Annotated in this window: 14 protein-coding genes; 9 read left to right on the top strand and 5 right to left on the bottom strand. The window is 69.9% G+C overall.

The window, feature by feature from the left end:
• The first annotated feature begins 30 nt into the window (after window positions 1-30).
• Both H4W30_RS27920 and H4W30_RS27915 read left to right on the top strand, forming a co-directional pair.
• Window positions 31-1,203 (top strand): acetoin utilization protein AcuC, encoded by a 1,173-nt coding sequence (locus H4W30_RS27920; RefSeq protein WP_192745537.1) that lies wholly within the window; start codon window positions 31-33, stop codon window positions 1,201-1,203.
• Window position 1,204: 1 nt separating this feature from the next.
• Window positions 1,205-3,898: a bifunctional acetate--CoA ligase family protein/GNAT family N-acetyltransferase gene (locus tag H4W30_RS27915; protein WP_192745536.1), complete on the top strand. Its 2,694-nt coding sequence runs from the start codon at window positions 1,205-1,207 to the stop codon at window positions 3,896-3,898.
• A 6-nt stretch (window positions 3,899-3,904) separates the two neighbouring features.
• On the opposite strand, the gene H4W30_RS27910 is transcribed toward H4W30_RS27915, so the two are convergent.
• On the bottom strand, window positions 3,905-4,330 hold the full coding sequence (locus H4W30_RS27910; protein ID WP_192745535.1) for an SgcJ/EcaC family oxidoreductase: 426 nt from the start codon (window positions 4,328-4,330) through the stop codon (window positions 3,905-3,907).
• Between the two features lie 65 nt (window positions 4,331-4,395).
• On the opposite strand from H4W30_RS27910, the gene H4W30_RS27905 reads away from it, so the two are divergent.
• Entirely contained in the window at window positions 4,396-5,001 is a 606-nt protein-coding gene (locus tag H4W30_RS27905) for a TetR/AcrR family transcriptional regulator (RefSeq protein WP_192745534.1), read from the top strand.
• Here H4W30_RS27905 and H4W30_RS27900 read toward each other — a convergent pair.
• The 4 genes from H4W30_RS27900 to H4W30_RS27885 form a co-directional block, all read right to left on the bottom strand.
• On the bottom strand, window positions 4,953-6,050 hold the full coding sequence (locus tag H4W30_RS27900; RefSeq protein WP_192745533.1) for an alpha/beta hydrolase family protein: 1,098 nt from the start codon (window positions 6,048-6,050) through the stop codon (window positions 4,953-4,955). The two genes, H4W30_RS27905 and H4W30_RS27900, sit on opposite strands and share 49 nt — an antisense overlap.
• Window positions 6,051-6,179: 129 nt before the next feature.
• On the bottom strand, window positions 6,180-7,691 hold the full coding sequence (locus H4W30_RS27895) for a long-chain-fatty-acid--CoA ligase (RefSeq protein ID WP_192745532.1): 1,512 nt from the start codon (window positions 7,689-7,691) through the stop codon (window positions 6,180-6,182).
• On the bottom strand, window positions 7,688-8,761 hold the full coding sequence (locus tag H4W30_RS27890) for an acyl-CoA dehydrogenase family protein (RefSeq protein ID WP_192745531.1): 1,074 nt from the start codon (window positions 8,759-8,761) through the stop codon (window positions 7,688-7,690). Before H4W30_RS27890 ends, H4W30_RS27895 begins: the two co-directional genes overlap by 4 nt.
• A gap of 9 nt (window positions 8,762-8,770) precedes the next feature.
• Window positions 8,771-9,952 (bottom strand): acyl-CoA dehydrogenase family protein, encoded by a 1,182-nt coding sequence (locus H4W30_RS27885; RefSeq protein ID WP_192745530.1) that lies wholly within the window; start codon window positions 9,950-9,952, stop codon window positions 8,771-8,773.
• A gap of 102 nt (window positions 9,953-10,054) precedes the next feature.
• Between H4W30_RS27885 and H4W30_RS27880 the strand changes: the two genes are divergently transcribed.
• From H4W30_RS27880 to H4W30_RS27855, 6 genes are all read left to right on the top strand, one after another.
• Window positions 10,055-10,246: a ferredoxin gene (locus H4W30_RS27880; RefSeq protein WP_005164609.1), complete on the top strand. Its 192-nt coding sequence runs from the start codon at window positions 10,055-10,057 to the stop codon at window positions 10,244-10,246.
• A 71-nt stretch (window positions 10,247-10,317) separates the two neighbouring features.
• Entirely contained in the window at window positions 10,318-11,202 is an 885-nt protein-coding gene (locus H4W30_RS27875) for a 3-oxoacyl-ACP reductase (protein WP_192745529.1), read from the top strand.
• Window positions 11,203-11,219: 17 nt separating this feature from the next.
• Window positions 11,220-11,981, top strand: a complete 762-nt coding sequence (locus H4W30_RS27870) for a glucose 1-dehydrogenase (protein WP_034322618.1) — start codon at window positions 11,220-11,222, stop codon at window positions 11,979-11,981.
• Window positions 11,982-12,072: 91 nt separating this feature from the next.
• Window positions 12,073-12,858, top strand: a complete 786-nt coding sequence (locus H4W30_RS27865; RefSeq protein WP_125675589.1) for an MlaE family ABC transporter permease — start codon at window positions 12,073-12,075, stop codon at window positions 12,856-12,858.
• Between the two features lies 1 nt (window position 12,859).
• Window positions 12,860-13,708, top strand: a complete 849-nt coding sequence (locus tag H4W30_RS27860) for an MlaE family ABC transporter permease (RefSeq protein ID WP_034322613.1) — start codon at window positions 12,860-12,862, stop codon at window positions 13,706-13,708.
• Entirely contained in the window at window positions 13,705-15,039 is a 1,335-nt protein-coding gene (locus tag H4W30_RS27855; RefSeq protein WP_192745528.1) for an MCE family protein, read from the top strand. Before H4W30_RS27860 ends, H4W30_RS27855 begins: the two co-directional genes overlap by 4 nt.
• Window positions 15,040-15,175 lie beyond the last annotated feature (136 nt).

Here is a 15,175-nt window from a genome sequence, read left to right as displayed (position 1 = left end):
GAGCCGCGTCCGGGCACTAGAGTTCGGACCATGCGAGCACCGGCCGTCGTATGGGACTCCTCGCTGCTGGGCTACGACCTCGGCGGCGAACATCCGTTCAACCCGGTGCGGCTCGAACTGACCATCCGGCTCGCCACCGAGCTCGGCGTGCTCGACGGCGTCGAGCTGCTCGTCCCCGGCCCGGCCGGGGAAGACGAGTTGCGCCGCGTGCACCTCGGCGAGTACATCGAGGCCGTGCGGCAGGCGCCGATGACCGGCGCCGACTTCGCGCACGGGCTCGGCACCGAGGACAACCCGGTGTTCACCGGGATGCACGAGGCTTCCGCGCTGGTGGTGGGCTCGACGCTGCTGGCCGCGCGGAAGATCGCCGAGGGCGAGGCGACCAGGGCGGTGAACATCGCCGGCGGGCTGCATCACGCGATGCCGGGCAAGGCGTCGGGGTTCTGCGTCTACAACGACTGTTCGGTGGCGATCTCGTGGCTGCTCGACCACGGTTTCGACCGGGTCGCCTACGTCGACACCGACGTCCATCACGGTGACGGCGTGCAGACGGCGTTCTACGACGACCCCCGGGTGCTGACCGTTTCCCTGCACCAGCATCCCTTCACGTTGTGGCCGGGAACGGGCTACTCGGCGGAGATCGGCAAGGGCGGGGCCGAGGGCATGGCGGTCAACGTTCCGCTGCCGCCCGGCACCCGCGACGGCGGCTGGCTGCGGGCGTTCGAGGCGGTGGTGCCGTCGCTGCTGGAACAGTTCCGGCCCCAGATCCTCGTCACCCAGTGCGGCGTCGACTCGCACGAGGAAGACCCGCTGGCGGACCTCTCGCTGTCGGTGGACGGCCACCGCGCGATCTACCGGCGGTTGCGGGAGCTGTCCGAAGCGCACGCCGGTGGCCGCTGGCTCGCCGTGGGCGGCGGTGGTTACCAGCTGATCCGGGTGGTGCCGCGCTCCTGGACCCATCTGCTCGCGACCGTGCTCGGCCGCGACGTCGACCCGGCGACGGCACTGCCGCCGAACTGGGTCGCGTCGATCTCCAGGGCGGCGCCGCGAGCAGAGCTTCCGGCCGGCATGTCCGACGGCCGCGAGACCACGTTCGTCCCGTGGGGAGACGGAGCGGACGAGCCGGTCGACATCGCCATCCGTGACACCCGCCGCGCGATCTTCCCGCTGCACGGCCTCGATCCGGACGATCCGAGGGACTGACATGGCCAGTGAGGACACCAAACGCGACCCGTACGACTTCCCGCGCGAGTGGGAGGCCGACGTCCTGCTCTCCGACGGCGGCACCGTGCACCTGCGCCCGGTGATCCCCAGCGACGCCGACGGGCTCGTCGCCTTCCACGGCAGGTTGTCCGAGCGCACCCGCTACTTCCGGTACTTCGGCGCCTATCCGCGGATCCCGCAGCGTGACCTCGAACGGTTCTCCGTCGTCGACCACCACGACCGGGTCGCCTTCGTCGCGCTGCTGGGCGACGACATCGTCGCGGTCGGCCGGTACGAACGGCTCGAACACGGGCCGTCGGCCGAGGTCGCGTTCGTCGTCGACGACGCCCACCAGGGCCGCGGGCTCGGGTCGATCCTGCTGGAGCATCTGGCCGCCGCCGCGTCGGAATGCGGGCTTCGCCGCTTCGTCGCCGAAGTGCTCGCCGAGAACGCGGCGATGGTCCGCGTGTTCCGCGACGCGGGCTACCAGGTCAGCCGCGAGATCGAGGAAGGCGTGCTGCACCTGGAGTTCGACATCGACCCGACCGAGGAGTCGCTCGCGGTCGCCCGGTCCCGGGAGCAGGCCGCCGAGGCGCGCAGCGTGCACAATCTGCTGCACCCGAAGTCGGTTGCGGTGATCGGCGCGTCCACCGATCCGACGAAGATCGGCTACGTCGCCCTCACCAACCTCCTCAGCGCCGACTTCGCCGGCACCGTCTACCCGGTCAACCCCGAGCACAAGTCCGTCCGCGGCGTCCGTGCCTATCCGTCCGTCGTGGACATCCCCGAGGACGTCGACCTCGCGCTGGTCGCCGTGCCCGCCGAGGCCGTCGAGTCCGTTTTGGACGGTGCGCTGGCCAAGGGGGTCAAGACCCTCCTGATCGTCTCGGGCGGATTCGCCGAGGCCGGGCCGCACGGGCTGCACGCCGAGCTGAGGCTGGTCGGGGAGGCCAGGGCGCACGGGATGCGGGTCGTGGGCCCGAACGCGCTGGGCGTGCTCAACACCGACGCCTCCGTCCGGCTCAACGCCACCCTCGCGCCTCGCCTGCCGGCGCGCGGCCGCACCGGGTTCTTCTGCCAGTCCGGCGCGCTGGGCACCGCGATCCTCGCCGACGCCGAGTCGCGCGGCCTCGGGCTGTCGACGTTCGTCTCGGCGGGTAACCGGGCCGACGTCTCCGGCAACGACCTGCTCCAGTACTGGGAGACCGACCCGGCGACCGACCTCGTCCTGCTGTACCTGGAATCGTTCGGCAATCCGCGCAAGTTCGCGCGGCTCGCCCGCCGGCTGGCGCGGACGAAACCGGTGGTCGCGGTGAAATCCGGCAGGCACGCGGTCCGCCCGCAGCTCGCCGCGACGTCGGCGGAGGTCGACGAGTCCAGCGTCCAGGCCCTGTTCGAGCAGGCGGGTGTCGTCCGCGTCGACACGCTCGCGCAGCTCTTCGACACCGCGCTGGTCTTCGCCCATCAGCCGCTTCCCGCCGGGCCCCGGATCGCCATCGTGGGCAATTCCAGCGCCATCGGGCTGCTCGCCGCGGACACCGCGCGGGCGCACGGCCTCCGGCTGACCTCGGACCCGGTCGACGTCGGGCCGCAGGCGAGCCCGGAGGAGTTCGCCGCCGCCGTGCGCGAGGCGCTCAACTCGCCGGAGACCGACGCGCTGGTCGTGGTCTTCGTGCCGCCGCTCGCGATCCCGGGCGCGGCGTACGCCCGCGCGCTGCGGGAGGCCGTCGTCGAGATGGACAAGAACAAGCCGATCGTGTCGACCTTCCTCGCCGTCGAGGGCGTTCCGGACGAACTCGCCGTGCTGTCCGAGGACGGCGTGCCGACGCGGGGTTCGGTGCCGTCGTACCCGAGCCCCGAACGCGCGGTGAACGCGCTGGCGCGGGTCGTGCGTTACGCCGCCTGGCGGCAACGGCCGCAGGGAAACCTGGTGCGCCCCGCGGGCCTGCACGCCGAGCAGGCGCAGGTGATCGTCGCCGAACTGCTGGCGGGCGAGGACGGCAAGACGACGCTGCTTTCCGACGACGACGTGGTCCGGCTCCTGGGCTGCTACGGCATCGACGTCGTCCCGTTCCGGGTCGTGACGTCCGCGGACGAGGCGGTGAAGGCGGCCGAGGACCTGGGCTTCCCGGTCACCCTCAAGGCCGTCGACGAACGGCTGCGCGGCAGGCCGGACCTGGCGGGCGTGCGGCTCGATCTGTCCTCTGTGGACGGAGTGCGGCGGGCGTATCTCGACCTGCGGGAGATCTCCGGTGACGACGAGGTCTACGTCCAGCGGATGGCGCCCAAGGGTATTTCGTGCGTGGTCGGGCTGCAGGACGATCCGTCGTTCGGCACGCTCGTGTCGTTCGGTCTCTCCGGGCTGGTCAGCACGCTGCTGGGGGACAGGGCCTACCGTGCGGTCCCGCTCACCGACGTCGACGCCGCGACGCTGCTGCGCGAACCGCGGACTTCGCCGCTGCTGACCGGGTACCGCGGCGATGAACCGGCGGATCTGGCCGCGCTCCAGGACATCGTGCTGCGCGTCGCGGCGCTCGCCGAGGACAATCCCGAGGTCCGCTCGATGACGCTCGACCCGATCCTGGCCTCACCGGACGGCGCCTTCGTCGCCAACGCGCGGATCGTGCTGGGCCCGCCACCGTCCCGGCCCGACACCGGGCCGCGACGGCTGCGGCCGATCAACGCCCCGGCTTGAGCCCGGTCAGGAGTTCCATTCCTGGGGCGAGCGGGCCGCGAGGTCCGCGTCGTGGCCGGCGAACACCGCGATATCGCGCCTGATCGTGTTGTGGAACGCGACGATCAGCCCGTCGTGGACGAGTTTCGACTGAACCGCCTGAGCTTCCCCGGCCAGGGGACCGGTGGGGATGGTCAGCGTGGTGGCGGTGTGCACGAGATCGAACCCGCCGCCGAGCGGACGGCTCGACACCTGACGGATCCGCAGCGTGCTGCCCCGGTAGACGGTGTCGAAGATGTTCTGGCTCTCGCGCGCGATCGTCGCGCGCCCGCGCTGGATGCGGCCGACGACGTCGACGAAATCCGCGTCCTCGGCGAAGTTCGCGGCCCACGCCTCGCCGTCGCCCGCGTTCCAGGCGCGTTCCAGCGCGGTGATGATCTCCTCGGTGATCATCGCTATCCTTTCCTGTAACGACGATCCATAAGTTAGAACAACGTTCCAACTTTCGAGGAGCATACATGCCCGCGGACCTTCCCGGCATCGTCCGGTTGCGCGACCGTCGTGAGGCGCTGACGCTGCGCACGATCCTGACGGCGGCCCGCGGCCTCTTCGCCGAGCGCGGGTACGCGCGGACACCGATCCGCCTCATCGCCCAGGAAGCGGGGGTGTCCCCGCAGACCATCTACGCGCACTTCGGTTCGAAGGCCGGGGTCCTCGGCGGTCTCGTCGACCTCCTCGACGACGAGGCCGGGATCCCCGACGTCGTCGCCGAGGCGCACCGGACCGACGACCCGGTCGCGTTGCTCGGCCTGCTGGCCAGGGTCGCCCGCCAGGTCCGGGAACGCTGTGGCGACATCGTCGCGATGCTGAGCTCCGGTGCCGCCGTCGATCCGGACATAGCCGCGACCCAGGCGGAAGGCGCCCGGCGTAACCGGCTCGGCGTCGAGATGGTCGTCGGCCGCATCCGCGCGAGCGGGCGCGCGGTGGTGCCCCGGGCCGCGGACATCGTCGTGGCCCTGATGAGCGCCGACGTCCACACCAGCCTCGTCACCGAGGCCGGGTGGAGTCACGACGACTACGAAGCCTGGCTCAAGGAAACCTTGATCACGTCGCTGCTTCGGTGACGCAGTGTCTTGCCGAAGAACTCCGAGAGCTGAACGCGCTGCGTGGCGACGCTGCGCGCGGGATCGATGGTGCCGACGAACGCGGCCGGGGCGTTCCCCAATTGCGGCAACAGCGTCTGGTAGTCGGTGAAACTGAAGTGCTCGCCGTCCGGCAAGCGCACTTCGCGCGTCCAGCCACGCTGGTTGCGGAGGAACTCCTGCCAGGACGCGTCCGACGCGGCGCTGTGGTCACCGGCGCTCATCAGCAGGAACGGCCGGTCCAGCCCCTTGTCGGCGACGCGGCCGAAGATCCGCTGCGACTGCGAGTGGGCCAGGCTGCCGTCCAGATTCGCCCCGGCGACGACGCGCCGGTCGCTCACCATCGTCTCGCCCGCGGTGAACCCGCCGGCGGAGTGGCCGAACATGCCGGCCTGGGTCAGCCCGAGCGAGTCGAGGACGAAGCGCGTGTCCCGGACGCGAGTGTCGATCACGCGCTTCGACACCTCGATACTCGACGGCGGCAAGGATTTCCTCGCGACGCGACCGCCGGGGAACTCCACCGCTTCCGCTTCGTGGGTGTGGTCGATGGCCACGACGACGTAGCCCTCGCTCGCGAGCTGCTCCTGGTGGGTGGTGCCGTGCGAACGCGACAAGGTGCCGCCGGGTGAATACAGCACGACGGGCCGCTTGCCGCCGATCGCGGGCGCGCCGATCCGGGAATGGGTGGGGAAGCGGTAGTCGAGCCGATCCGCCGTCATGCCCAGCTTGACGGCGTCGCCCTCGGCCACGACCTTCGCGACACCTGGCGCCATGTACGGCGCTTTCGGCTTTCCGCTCGGCAAGGCCGGATACCGCACGGTGACCATCAATTCCCTTGGCACACCGGTGACCCATGGGTCCTGGCGGGAGTGATCGACGAGATGGAGGTCGGTGCTGCCGACGGCGTACGGGCCGGTCGGCGCGGGAAGACTCAAGCGGACGGGCGCCGCCGACGCGGGCGGGGCGAGGAGGACGGCGGGCAGGGCGAGAGCGGTCGCCAGTACGCCGATCCGGCGCGTTGTTCGTTTCATGGCACCGAACGTAGGCAACGCGCCCGGCCGCGGGCATCGGGAAGATCACCCGTCCCGACCCTGAGATCCACCCCGCATTTCGTCCTCTGGATGCGGTGGTTCGCGTCGCCAACTACCGCATCCAGAGGACTAAATGCGGGGGTAGTGGAGCTCGTGGGCGTCGCGGGTCCCGTCCGCGGCCAGGTCGCGTTTGAGGACCTTGTGCGTGGCGGTCCGCGGGAGTTCGTCGAGCGTCCGTATGAACCGGGGCCGTTGCTTCGGCCCCAGATCGCCTTGCGCGGCAACGAAAGCGGCGAAATCGGCGGCGTCGATCGGTGACCGGCAGACCAGGGCGGCCATCACCTGGTCGCCCACCCGCGGATCGGGAACCCCGTAGACGGCGGCCTCCCTGACATCGGGATGTCGCAGGAGCGCGCGTTCGATGGGGGCCGTGCCGAGGTTCTCGCCGTCGACACGCAGCCAATCGCCGAGCCGCCCCGCGAAGTAGCAGTAGCCGTCCGCGTCGAGATAGGCCAGATCGCCGGTGTGGTACATCCCGTCGCGCATCCGCTCGGCCTCGGCCGCCGGATCCCCGTAGTACCCGGCGAAGAAGCCGGGGCCGCCGGTGTTGACCAGTTCGCCCACCGCCTCGGCGGCGTTGAGCAGCTTCCCGCCCTCGTCGAACTCCGCCGGGGGGCAGGGTTTCCCGGTCTCCGGGTCGAGGACGGCGACGCCGTCGAGCAGCCGGCCGAGCGAACCGGCGGGGGTGGTGGCGTCCCTTCCGAAGTTCACGCCGCCCTCCGTCGAACCGAAGGCGTCGACCACGTGACAGCCGAATCGCTTGCCGAATGCGGCGAGGTCGGCTTCCGCGCCTTCGTTGCCGTAGACCAGTTTCAGCGGATTGTCGGCGTCGTCGTCCTGCTCGGGAGTGGTGAGCACATAGGACAGGGGCTTGCCGACGTAGTTGGCGTACGTCGCCCCGAACTTCCGGACGTCCGGCAGGAAACCGGACGCCGAGAACCGCCGCCGCAACGCGATCCCCGCGCCAGCGGCGAGCCCGACCGACCAGCCCGCCATGATGGCGTTGGAGTGGAACATCGGCATCGACACGTACACGGTGTCCTGTGTGGACAGACCGAACCGGGTGGCCAGCATCTCGCCGGGGTAGGCGATCTTGCCGTGCGTGCACCGGACCGCCTTCGGGTCCCCGCTGGTGCCCGAGGTGAAGATCAGCATGAGCAGGTCTTCCGGCTTCGCGGCCACCGGCTCGACGTCTTTCCCAGCTGGCTCCAGCTCGCTCAGCGGCAGCACCGGCACCTTGGCCTCGGACAGCAGCGGAAGGTACTTCTCCTCGGCGAACACCAGCTCGCAGTCGGCCAGCGCGACGTCGCGGGCCAGCGCCGCGCCCCGGCGCGTGGGGTTCAGGCCGACCAGCACGTGTCCCGAGAGCGCCGCCCCGCCGAGCAGGAACGAGAACTCGGGAACGTTGTCCGCCAGCAGCCCGAAGTGCCCGCCGGGCCGCAGGATCCCGGCGAGCGCGGCGGCGCGCCCGGCACAGGCCCGGACGTGCTCGGCCCAGGTCCAGCGCCGGTCTTCGAACAGCAGGCCGGTCGAGCGGTCCTCCGCCCGCGCGAGCAGGAGTTCCGTGACCGTGGGGGTCATGCCGGGTCCGCGGCCAGCAGGTCGCCGAGCCCCCGCAGCTGCGCGGTCGCCCCGCCGAGGGTGAACTCGAGCCGTTTCGCCGCGACGAAGTAGCGATGCAGGGTGTGGTCGACGTCGATGCCGACTCCGCCGTGGACGTGCACTGCGGTGTGCGCGACCCGGTGCCCGGCCTCGGCCGTCCAGAACTTCGCCGTCGCGACCTCTTCGGCCGCCGGAAGCCCTTCGCTCAGCCGCCAGGCCGCCTGCCACAACGTCAGCCGGACGGCTTCGACGTCGACGTAGGCGTCGGCGAGCCGCTGCCGCACCGCCTGGAAACTCCCGATGAGGTTGCCGAATTGCTTGCGTTCCCGCGCGTACGCCGCGGTCAGCTCCAGCGCCCGTTCGACCACGCCGAGCTGCTGCGCGCAGACGCCGATCGTGCCCCGCAGCCGCAGCCATTCGCCGATGTCGCCCAAGGACGTGGCGGCCTTCGCGCCGGACAGCTCGACCAATGCCGCGTCGGCGTGGTCGACGGTCCGCTGCGGCGAGACCGTCACGGCGTCGCGGTCGAGCAGGAACACCTGGCGGCCGCCGTCGATGGCGGCTTCGACGAGGAACCCGTGCGCGAACGCGCCCGACGGCACCGCGGTCTGCGCGCCGGTCAGCCGCCAGCCGTCACCGTCGGCCTCGGCGGTGAAACCACAGGGCACGCCGTAGTCCGGCAGGGCCACCGCGAGGACGTGCTCGCCGCGCAGCACCGGGACGATCCAGCGCTCCGCGAGCCGTCCGTCGCCGAATTGCGCGACCGCGGCCGCGCCCTGCACGACCGACGTCAGATACGGCACGGGCGCGACCGCGCGGCCGATCTCGGCCAGCACGGAACACTGCTCCAGTAGCCCGAACCCGCCACCGCCGACCGACTGCGGCAGTGCCGCGTCGAGCACCCCGGCCTGCGCCAGCGCGGTCCACAGTGGAGCGTCGAAGCCGCCGGAACCGTGTGGCCCCAGTACGTCGGGGGTGACCTTGTCCGTCAGGATCCGGCGCGTGAGCGACGCGAGATCCTGCTGCGCCTCGGTGAGCGTGAAGTCCATGGATGTCTCCTAGCGCGTGACGGGCAGGCCGAGGGCGGTCGCGGCGATCATGTCCCGCTGGATCTCGTTGGTCCCGCCGCCGAAGGTGAGGATCAGTGACGACCGGTGCAGCCGTTCGATCCGGCCGCGCAACTGGGCGCCGGGGGAGCCCTCGCGGACCACGGCGCCCGCGCCGAGGATCTCCATCATCAGCCGGTACGCCTCGGTCGCGAACTCCGTGCCGAACACCTTCGTCGCCGATGCCTCCGCCGGGCCGAGGTCGCCGCTCGCGGCCGCCCAGGCGATGCGCCAGTTCCGCAGTTTGAGGTACTCGGCGTGGGTGTGGATCCGCGCCAGGTGCAGCCGCACCCACGGCTGGTCGATGACGCGCGAGCCGTCGGGCAGCTTCGTGGTCTGCGCCCAGCTCCGCACCTCGCGCAGCGACGTCTGGATCGGGGCGGCCGAGGTCAGCGCGACGCGTTCGTGGTTGAGCTGGTTCGTGATGAGCGGCCAGCCCTTGTTCTCCCCGGCGACGCGTGAGGTCACCGGCACGCGCACGTCGTCGTAGTAGGTCGCGCTCGTGCCCGGCCCGGCGACCGTGTGCACCTTGGTCCAGGAGAAACCGGGGGCCGAGGTCGGCACGATCAGCATGCTCAGGCCCTTGTGCTTGCGGGCGTCGGGGTCGGTGCGGGCGGCCAGCCAGACGTAGTCGGCGTACTCGATCAGGCTCGTCCACATCTTCTGGCCGTTGATGACGTAGTCGTCGCCGTCGCGGACCGCGCGAGTGCGCAGGGACGCCAGGTCGGTGCCCGCGCCCGGCTCGGAGTAGCCGATCGCGAAGTGCAGCTCGCCGGCGGCGATCTTCGGCAGGTAGAACGCCTTCTGTTCTTCGGTGCCGTAGCGCATGATGGTCGGTCCGACGGTGTTCACCGTGAGGAACGGGACGGGCACCCCCGCCGCGGCCGCCTCGTCGGTGAAGACGAGCTGGTCGAGCATCGGCCGGTCCTGCCCGCCGTACTCGCGGGGCCAGCCGATCGCGAGCCAGCCCGCGCTGCCGAGATCGCGGACGATTTCCTTGTACACCAGGCCGTCACCGTATTCGCCACCGTCACCGGCCAGGGCTTCGCGGCGTTCGGGGGTCATCAGCCCGGCGAAGTACTCCCTGAGTTCCGCCGCCAGCGCCCGCTGCTCCGGCGTGTAGTCGATCCGCATCCGTCACCTCTGCCGTCGGTGCTCGTTACTGGTGCCATGGCCGCTCGCGGCGGTAAGGTAGAACCTGTTCTAGTTGTACCAGTGAGGCGGCGAGGAGGGAATATGGAGATCGACGTCGATCGCTCGCTCTGTGAGGCGAACGCGATCTGTGTCGGCTTCGCGCCCGAGGTCTTCGATCTCGACGACGACGAGGAGCTTGTCCTCGCGTCGGCGGAAGTTCCGCAGAATCAAGTAGAACGTGTTACTCAGGCCGTGGCGAGCTGTCCGAAGAACGCCCTGCTCATCCGTAGTTAGCACTGTTTATTTGCTGCTTGCATCGAGCAAGAACAGATTCTAGTGTGTGCGGAGAGGCAAGGAGGCCCGGAGTGAGTTTGGACGGCAGGACGGCCATCGTGACCGGGGCCGGCGCGGGACTCGGCCGGGCCGAGGCGCTGGCGCTGGCCGCGGCGGGAGCGTCGGTGGTGGTCAACGACGTGTCGGCCGCGGCGCGGGCGGTGGCCGACGAGATCGAGGCCAAGGGTGGCAAGGCCATCGCGGTCACCGGCGACGTGTCGGAGTCCGCCACCGCGGACGCGCTGCTCACCGCCGCCGTCGACCACTTCGGCGGGCTGCACGTCCTGGTCAACAACGCGGGCGTGCTGCGCGACCGGATGCTCTTCTCGATGACCGACGACGAATGGGACACCGTGCTCCGCGTCCACCTGCGCGGGCATTTCCTGCTTTCGCGCAACGCCGGGGCGTACTGGCGCGACAAGTCCAAAGTGGACGGAGCGCCGGTGTACGGCCGCGTGGTCAACACCGCGTCGGAGTCGTTCCTGCTCGGCGCGCCCGGCCAGCCGAACTACGGCGCGGCCAAGGCGGGCATCGCCGCGCTCACCGTCTCCACCGCACGCGGTCTTTCCCGGTACGGCGTCCGCGCCAACGCGATCTGCCCGCGCGCCCGCACGGCGATGACCGAAGGGGTCTTCGGGGCCGACGCGCCGGAAGGGATCGACCCGCTGTCGGTCGACCACGTCGCGCCGTTCGTGTCCTTCCTCTGTTCGCCGGACGCCGATCGCGTCAACGGCCAGGTCTTCCTCGTCTACGGCGGGATGGTCGCGCTGATGCGGCCGCCGTCGGTGGAACAGCGGTTCGACACCGTCAACGGCACCTGGACCGCCGACGAACTCGCCACCAGCGTGGGCGGCTACTTCGCCGACCGCGACCCGGAACGGATGTTCTCCGCGTCCGAGATCATGTCGCTGCCGTGAACCGGAGGAGATGACGAATGGGCAGGCTCGACGGCAAGGTAGCGCTGATCACCGGCGGCGCCCGCGGGCAGGGCGAGGCGGCCGCGCGGCTGTTCGTCGCCGAAGGCGCGCGCGTGGTGATCGCCGACATCAACGACCTCGACGGCAAGAAACTCGCCGCCGATCTGGGCGAATCCGCGGTCTACCAGCATCTCGACGTCGGTGACGAGGCCGAATGGGACGCCGCGATCGAGCGCACCGTCTCGGAGTTCGGCCCGCCGACCGTGCTGGTCAACAACGCGGGCATCCTGCACTTCTCGGAACTGGGCAAGACCACGCTGGCCGACTACGAACGCGTCATCCGGGTCAACCAGATCGGGGCGTTTCTCGGGATGCGTTCGGTCGTTGAACCGATGACCGGGGCCGGAGGCGGCTCCATCGTCAACGTGTCCTCAGTCGAAGGGCTCGCCGGGATGCCGTTCCTCGTCGCCTACACCGCGAGCAAGTTCGCCATCCGCGGGATGACCAAGGTCGCCGCGCTCGAACTCGGCGCGAAGAACATCCGGGTCAACTCGGTCCATCCCGGCGCGATCGACACGCCCATGGTCGCGGCCGCGGCGGGCGGCCAGAAAGTCGACATGTCGTGGGTGGGCAAGAAGGTCGCCCTCGGCCGCGTCGGGCAGCCGGAGGACATCGCGAAGCTCGTGCTGTTCCTGGCCAGTGACGAAAGTTCGTACAGCACGGGCGCCGAGTTCGTCGCCGATGGCGGCGCCACGGCCACACACGCACTCAAGTTCTAGCTCGGAGGTGCCGAGAGCAAAGTGAACACCGCTAACGCAATGGGGCGTTGACAGGTGGAGTAAGACTCGGGGCAGGCGACTGGGAGGTTCTGTGGGAGCGACGGTGTCCGTCCCCGGTACGGGTGCGCTCACACAGGTCGGCAGGCTCGCGACCCTGTCGTGGGAAGTCCTGCGCGCGATCTTCAAACGCCCGTTCCAGTTCCGCGAGTGGATCCAGCAGTGCTGGTTCTTCGCCAGCGTCACCATCCTGCCGACGGCGCTGGTGGCGATCCCGTTCGGCGCCGTCATCGCGCTGCAACTGGGCTCGTTGACGCAGCAGATCGGCGCGCAGTCGTTCACCGGCGCGGCGAGCGCGCTCGCGATCGTGCAGCAGGCGAGCCCGCTGATCACCGCGCTGCTGGTGGCCGGTGCGGGCGGCAGCGCGGTCTGCGCCGACATCGGCGCCCGCAAGATCCGTGAAGAGATCGACGCGATGGAAGTCCTCGGGGTCAACCCGATCCAGCGCCTGATCGTGCCCCGCGTGCTCGCCGCGATCGTGGTTTCGGTGCTGCTGAACGGTTTGGTCAGCGTCGTCGGCGTGCTCGGCGGTTACTTCTTCAACGTCGTCATGCAGGGCGGCACCCCGGGCGCGTACCTCGCCAGCTTCAACGCGCTCGCGCAGGTGCCGGATCTGTGGATCAGCGAGATCAAGGCGTTGCTCTACGGTTTCGTCGCCGGGGTGGTCGCGGCGTTCCGCGGGCTGAACCCGGCGGGCGGGCCGAAGGGTGTCGGCGACGCGGTGAACCAGGCCGTGGTCATCACGTTCCTGCTGCTGTTCCTGATCAACGTCGTGCTGACCGCGATCTACCTGCGGATCGTCCCGCCGAAGGCGATGTGACATGGCCGGCGAACCCGCTGTCTCCGACCGGACGCTCGAAATCATCGCGCGTCCCGGCGCGATGCTGGAAGGCTTCGGCGGCCAGCTGTCGTTCTACTTCCGGGCGCTGGCCTGGACCCCGCGCACGATCCGGCGCTACGGCCGCGAGATCTTCCGCCTGCTGACCGAGGTCAGCTTCGGCACCGGCGCGCTGGCGGTGATCGGCGGGACGCTCGGCGTGATGATCGGGATGACGCTGTTCACCGGCCTCATCGTCGGCCTGCAGGGGTATTCGGCGCTGAACCAGCTCGGCACCGCCGCGCTCACCGGGTTCATCTCCGCCTACTTCAACACCCGCGAGGTCGCGCCGCTTTCGGCCGGGCTCGCGCTCTCGGCCACCGTCGGCTGCGGGTTCACCGCGCAACTCGGCGCGATGAAGATCTCGGAGGAGATCGACGCGCTCGAAGTGATGGGCGTGCCGAGCCTGCCGTATCTGGTGACGACACGGGTGATCGCCGGCGTCACCGCGGTCATCCCGCTCTACGCCGTCGGCCTGCTTTCGTCGTACCTCGCCTCGCGGCAGATCACCATCTGGCTCTACGGCCAGTCCGCGGGCACCTACGACCATTACTTCACGCTGTTCCTGCCGCCCGAGGACGTGCTCTGGTCGTTCCTCAAGGTGATCATCTTCAGCGTGCTCGTGATCCTTTCGCATTGCTACTACGGCTACACCGCCAGCGGTGGGCCCGCCGGGGTCGGCGTCGCTGTCGGGCGCGCGGTGCGGACGTCGATCGTGCTGATCTCGGTCCTCGACTTCTTCCTCAGCCTCGCGATCTGGGGCGCCACGACGACGGTGAGGATTTCCGGGTGAACAGGAGGATTCTGCTGCAGCGGCTCCGGCACCAGGTGCTGGGGCTGATCTTCCTCGTGGTGGTCGTGCTGTTCTTCGTCACCACCATCGCCTTCTACCAGAAGGCCTTCACCACGGTCACCCTGGTGAAACTGGAGACCGACCGCATCGGCAACCAGATGCGCGAAGGCGCGGACGTCAAGGTGCGGGGGATGGTCGTCGGCGAGGTCCGGACGATCCAGGCGCACGGCGATCGCGCGACGATGGATCTGGCGCTGCAGCCGGACAAGACGTCGGTCATCCCGTCGAACGTGTCCGCGCGGCTGTTGCCGAAGACATTGTTCGGCGAACGGTATGTCGCTTTACAGATACCCGAGAAGCCCGAGCGGCACATCGCCGAGGGCGACGTCATCCCGCAGGACCGCAGCAGCAGCGCGATCGAGCTGGAAACCGTGCTCGGCAACGTGATGCCGTTGCTGCAGGCCGTTCAGCCGGAGAAGATGGCCAGCACGCTCAACGCCGTCGCGTCCGCTTTGGACGGTCAGGGAAAACAGCTCGGCGCGACGATGGCGGGTCTTTCGGATTACCTCGGCAAGGTGAACCCGTCGCTGCCCGACCTCAAGGCCGACATCACCGGACTCGCCGACGCCGCCGCGATCTACGACAAGGCCGCGCCGGATCTGCTGGCCGCGCTTTCGGATCTGACCACCACGAGCAAGACCCTGGTCGAGAGCCAGCGCGGGCTTGCCGACGTCTACTCGACCGTGACGGCGGCGTCCATCGACCTGACGAGTTTCCTGAAGGTGAACCAGGACAACCTGATCCGGCTCACCACCAACCTGCAGCCCACGTTGGACGTCCTCGCGAAGTACGCGCCGGAATACCCGTGCCTGCTCAAGCAGCTCGCCGGATCGGTGCCGCGCGCGGAACTCGCGTTCGGCAAGGGCACCGCGCATCCCGAGGTCAGCCGGGTGACGATCGAGTTCACGCCGAGCCGGGGCAAGTACCTGCCCGGCGTCGACGAGCCGAAGTACAACGACAAACGTGGCCCCCGCTGCTACCCGGAGGTGCCGCCGCCGGGCCGCTGGCCGCAGTACCCGCCGGACGGCGCCATCGACGACGGGTCCTCGAAGCCTGCGCCGCCGCGTGATCCCGACGGCAGGCTGCCGTCGAACGGGACCATTCCCGCGGGCGGGAACGCGGGTGGTTCGGTGGTGAACTCGCCGGACGAACAGCGGCTGATCGACCTGCTCGTGTCGCCGGCGATGGGCACGACGCCGGATCAGGTGCCGAACTGGGGGAGTCTGCTGGTGGGGCCGCTGTACCGCGGGGCGGAGGTGGAGCTGCGATGAGGACTCAGCCGAGCTCGCCGGGCGCCGGGCCACGTCGCGAAAGCCACTTTCGGGACGTCTGGTGTCCCGAAAGTGGCTTTCGCGACACGCGCGCGGTGGGTGCTGCGGTGAGGATGTCGGGCTCCGCCGACCGGAC

Source organism: Amycolatopsis roodepoortensis (assembly GCF_014873915.1).
GTDB classification, from domain to species: domain Bacteria; phylum Actinomycetota; class Actinomycetes; order Mycobacteriales; family Pseudonocardiaceae; genus Amycolatopsis; species Amycolatopsis roodepoortensis.
This window is presented reverse-complemented; position numbering and strand designations above follow the sequence as displayed.

Excerpts from the sequence above, each read along its gene's own strand:
- H4W30_RS27920 (WP_192745537.1), top strand. The coding sequence starts at position 31 with ATGCGAGCACCGGCCGTCGTATGGGACTCCTCGCTGCTGGGCTACGAC.
- H4W30_RS27895 (WP_192745532.1), bottom strand. The coding sequence starts at position 7,691 with ATGACCCCCACGGTCACGGAACTCCTGCTCGCGCGGGCGGAGGACCGC.
- H4W30_RS27915 (WP_192745536.1), top strand. The coding sequence starts at position 1,205 with ATGGCCAGTGAGGACACCAAACGCGACCCGTACGACTTCCCGCGCGAG.
- H4W30_RS27910 (WP_192745535.1), bottom strand. The coding sequence starts at position 4,330 with ATGATCACCGAGGAGATCATCACCGCGCTGGAACGCGCCTGGAACGCG.
- H4W30_RS27890 (WP_192745531.1), bottom strand. The coding sequence starts at position 8,761 with ATGGACTTCACGCTCACCGAGGCGCAGCAGGATCTCGCGTCGCTCACG.
- H4W30_RS27885 (WP_192745530.1), bottom strand. The coding sequence starts at position 9,952 with ATGCGGATCGACTACACGCCGGAGCAGCGGGCGCTGGCGGCGGAACTC.
- H4W30_RS27905 (WP_192745534.1), top strand. The coding sequence starts at position 4,396 with ATGCCCGCGGACCTTCCCGGCATCGTCCGGTTGCGCGACCGTCGTGAG.
- H4W30_RS27860 (WP_034322613.1), top strand. The coding sequence starts at position 12,860 with ATGGCCGGCGAACCCGCTGTCTCCGACCGGACGCTCGAAATCATCGCG.
- H4W30_RS27870 (WP_034322618.1), top strand. The coding sequence starts at position 11,220 with ATGGGCAGGCTCGACGGCAAGGTAGCGCTGATCACCGGCGGCGCCCGC.
- H4W30_RS27900 (WP_192745533.1), bottom strand. The coding sequence starts at position 6,050 with ATGAAACGAACAACGCGCCGGATCGGCGTACTGGCGACCGCTCTCGCC.
- H4W30_RS27880 (WP_005164609.1), top strand. The coding sequence starts at position 10,055 with ATGGAGATCGACGTCGATCGCTCGCTCTGTGAGGCGAACGCGATCTGT.